At 61.4% G+C, this 3,599-nt stretch carries 5 protein-coding genes; 2 read left to right on the forward strand and 3 right to left on the reverse strand.

Annotated elements, in window-relative coordinates; translation table 11 throughout:
* Positions 1 to 187: 187 nt before the first annotated feature.
* The 3 genes from MFF42_RS24890 to MFF42_RS24900 form a co-directional block, all read right to left on the reverse strand.
* Complete coding sequence (locus tag MFF42_RS24890) at positions 188 to 937, reverse strand: hypothetical protein (RefSeq protein ID WP_238258624.1); 750 nt, start codon at positions 935 to 937, stop codon at positions 188 to 190.
* A gap of 225 nt (positions 938 to 1,162) precedes the next feature.
* A complete protein-coding gene (locus tag MFF42_RS24895) occupies positions 1,163 to 1,438 on the reverse strand; it encodes a septal ring lytic transglycosylase RlpA family protein (RefSeq protein ID WP_306423560.1) in 276 nt (91 codons plus the stop codon).
* Positions 1,439 to 1,495: 57 nt separating this feature from the next.
* Positions 1,496 to 1,732 carry a hypothetical protein gene (locus MFF42_RS24900; RefSeq protein ID WP_238258626.1) on the reverse strand — a complete coding sequence of 79 codons (237 nt, stop codon included), beginning with the start codon at positions 1,730 to 1,732 and terminating at the stop codon, positions 1,496 to 1,498.
* 74 nt (positions 1,733 to 1,806) lie between these two features.
* Between MFF42_RS24900 and MFF42_RS24905 the strand changes: the two genes are divergently transcribed.
* Together MFF42_RS24905 and MFF42_RS24910 are read left to right on the forward strand one after the other, a co-directional pair.
* Positions 1,807 to 2,064 carry a hypothetical protein gene (locus tag MFF42_RS24905; protein WP_238258627.1) on the forward strand — a complete coding sequence of 86 codons (258 nt, stop codon included), beginning with the start codon at positions 1,807 to 1,809 and terminating at the stop codon, positions 2,062 to 2,064.
* 25 nt (positions 2,065 to 2,089) lie between these two features.
* Positions 2,090 to 2,899: an FkbM family methyltransferase gene (locus MFF42_RS24910; protein WP_238258629.1), complete on the forward strand. Its 810-nt coding sequence runs from the start codon at positions 2,090 to 2,092 to the stop codon at positions 2,897 to 2,899.
* Positions 2,900 to 3,599 lie beyond the last annotated feature (700 nt).

Here is a 3,599-nt window from a genome sequence, read left to right on the forward strand (position 1 = left end):
ATGCTCGATCAGAAGGCCGACCTGAACAAGGCCATGGCCGACGTGATGAAGGCCTTCTGATCGAGCATCGCCCGCTGCAGTTCGGCCTGCGCCTCCGCGCGCTTCCCCTCGTCCGGGATGACTTTCTAGAGGACGGGCCCGAGGACCTGCATCAGGACCGGGAACAGGGTGAGGAACGCGCCCACGGTCAGGCCCCCTTGGTCATGTTGGTGCGGACGGTCTCGCGCAGGCGCGCGAACCAGGATGCGGACGGCGCCGGGCTCGGCGCAGAAGAAAGGCCGCCGGTGGGGGCGGGCTTCGGATTGTCAGCAGGTGCAGCGGCGGCCGCGGCCGTTGTCACACCGGGCGGGTTTGGTGCAATCGGGATCACCGAGTACCCGGCGGGGCGCAGCGCATCGACGAATGAGCCGCACTGGCCCGCGATCAGGTCGTCCTTGTCGGTGCCGTTGATGATGCGGCGGGCGCCGACGGGCTCGTACCGACCGCCGCCGAAGTAGTCGGCAAGCTTCTTGCCGGTGAACCAGCCCTCGACCATGCCGTAGAAGAGGATCGGCGCCGCCAGGTCGAGGCGCATGGCGAGATTCGGCGTCTTCACCAGATCCTCGTCCGCACGCAGGAGGCCGAGCTGCCGCAGGCGCGCGGTCGCCTTGGCATAGTTCGTCTCCCAGGTGAGCTGTACGAAGCCGCGCCCCCAGAAGCCGGTCGGCCGGTAAGATTTCCCCTTGCCGCGACCGTACTCCTCGATCGGCTGCATGGTGCGCGCCGTCTCATGGAAGGTGGTCGCCAGCGCGTAGGCGAGCGAGGTGGTGCCGAGCAGCGAGGGCGCGGCGTCGAGGATCGCGTCCATGCCGGCGACCTGCGAGGCTGTCAGGCGCCCGCCGAACAAGGATGCGCGCACGGCCGCGTAGAAGGCGGCGCGGTTCAGGCTCACGGCCATCGTGGTCTCCGGATTGTGGGGGTGGACTAGTTCTTGACCGCGCTTTGACCGGGTGCCGCCGAATGCGGACAGATCAAAGCCGGATCAGAGGCTTAGCGGGTGGACTAGATTTGACCGGGTTTTGACCGATTAGGCCGGCGAGGGTTTAGAGGCGGGACACGCTCACCCCGGCGAGCCCGCAATGCGTGATGCCGAGGGCGCGGGCCGCGCCGAGCGAGAGGTCGATCAGCCGGCCGAGCCGGTGTGGGGGCCGCGGTCGTTGACCCGCACGTCGATGTGGCGGCCGGAGGTGAGATCGGTGACCCGAACCTTCGTCCCGAGCGGAAGCGTCCAGTGCGCCGCCCCGTGCGCCTCGGGCACGAACGGCTTGCCGTCGGCCCGGAGGCGGCCAGACTCGTGCCCGTAGAAGGACGCGGTTCCGGTCCAATCGGCGCGGGCGGGCGCGCTCACGAGCACGAGGCAAGCAAGAGCGGCCCGCACCGCGAGGCGTTGCAGGAGCATGGTCGGTCCGATCGGCAGAAGGCCGCCCGCGGGCGGCCCTGGATGGGTGGGGCGGGACTAGTTCGTCCCAGCCGACTCTTGGTACGCCTTCAGCCGGGACTCGGCCTGTTCGGCGCGCCTCTTCTCGGCGGCAATCTCGGCACGCAGCGCATAGATCTGCAACAGGCCATTCGCTTCACGCTGCTGCGCCTCGCCGACCATATGCGCCAACGCCTGCTGCGCGGGTGGCTGCGCGTCCTGTGCAAGCGCCGAACCGGTTAACAGCAGAGTAGCGAAGAGGAGGGGAAGGCGCATTTTCGGGTCTCTCAGGTTGGCGTTTCACGGCAGCGCCGGTAAGGGTACAGCTCCGAACCAGGGAGCCAGCAGCCGTGGCGGTGCACGAATTTCCTCAGGCAAGGCGGCGGGCAACCATCGGGTTGGTGCCACCCTTCACCCGCTTGACGGCAACGCGACCGGTTCGCGCCCGTGACGCGGAGGGACGGGAGGTGACGCTGCCTGAAGGCGCGCGCCTCAGCGTCGAGAGCGCCAACACATTCTCGGTCGCCGCATTCTCTTCACATGGACCGATCTGGGTCTGGCTAGACGGCAGCGAGTTCGACGGGCTCGAAATCGATCTACCGAAATAATAGCAACACTCTAGGAACCTGCGCTATGAACAGCAATAGATCATCGCTACTGTCGACCGCTGCACTTTTTGATCTGACAACGTCCGAAGGCCGCCTTTACTCGCACAGGGCGCTTACTGATCTATTTTACGACATTCAAGGGTTCGTCAGACCGAAAACATTTTTGGAGTTTGGCGCCTTCGATGCCCACTTTTCCCGAACGATCCGGCACCTGCACCCGTCCTCGCGCGTAATTGCGTTTGAGGCAAACCCATACAATTACAAGCACTTCACTTCCGAGCATGATTTTGCCGGCATCAACGTCGAGTATCACCATCTCGCCGTCTCCAGTGCCGACCATGGAACGATTAGCTTCCAAGTTCAGCGAAAGCGCAGTGGACAAGACGCATCTCCCGTTAAAGGCGACGACAGCCTGCTCAAACGCAACGTAAGCGACGCGCATGAAAGCTATCGTGACGTTGAGTATGAAACGGTCTCTGTCGATGCAGTAACCCTAGATGGTTTTTTGAACGACGCCCAGTTCGGGATGGACGACTTTTCCGCCTGGATCGATGTGGAAGGCGCTTTAAAGCAAGCTCTGTCTGGAGCTACCCGAACCTTGTCGAGGACTCGAAGCCTTATCGTGGAGGTTGAGGAAAAGCCTCACTGGTCAGCGCAGTGGCTAGCCTCCGACGTAGATGAGTTCTTATCTTCCCTCGGGTTCGTGCCGGTCGCCAGAGATTTCGAGTTCGAGCACCAGTATAATATTATTTACGTAAAGCCTGAGGTCACGAGGCATTTTGGCTTCAACCAAAGCATGGTGAAGTATTTCGAGCGGACCGGTAACAAGCGATAGTACCGGAGCCTAAAGGGGGCGCCCAACATCAAAACGGCCGTAATGGTCTGGCGTCCTCCGATTTGACTCGCGGCATTGAGGTAGGCCAATGATTTTCGAACGGTTCGGTGACGGCGAGCGTGCCAAGAGCGATGCCACGGCGGAGCATGTTGTGGCCTCCGAGCTTCTTCATATCGAGAAGGTCGTCCAACACATCGACTGCACTCTGTCAGTTTCTGTTCGATCCGGAGACCCAAGCGAGGTCGCCCAATACCTAGCAAAAGAGGCAGAGGCCTACGCCAAGCATCGGGGAGGCAGGTGGTCTGCCTCACACGTTTACAGCAAGCCCTTGCCGACTGACCCGGCGAACGGATTGCTATACTCCATATCGATGCAGATGATGCCGATCTAGCTCGCTCGCTCAGACCTGTCTCAGCTTAAGTTTCGTGCCATTGGCTCTAAATCCGCTTGCAGCCCAGCGAGTGGCAATGTTCGTCAGGAAGCGTACCTGCGGTGAACTCTGCGACCAAGAACTTAAGCCGATAATCGCAATCAAACAGTGGGAGAGCGAAATTGGATTACGTTGCGACACAAACTCCTTCGGTTTTCGTTGATTGGGAGGGCTTGCAAAATATCATAAACGTCTGCAATCAGCCCGACCAAAGGGTGGCCCTCATAGGATTTAACGAATACTCGAAGCACATTTTAAATCTGTGCCCGG

It is taken from the genome of Methylorubrum podarium (assembly GCF_022179745.1).
Lineage (GTDB): Bacteria > Pseudomonadota > Alphaproteobacteria > Rhizobiales > Beijerinckiaceae > Methylobacterium > Methylobacterium podarium.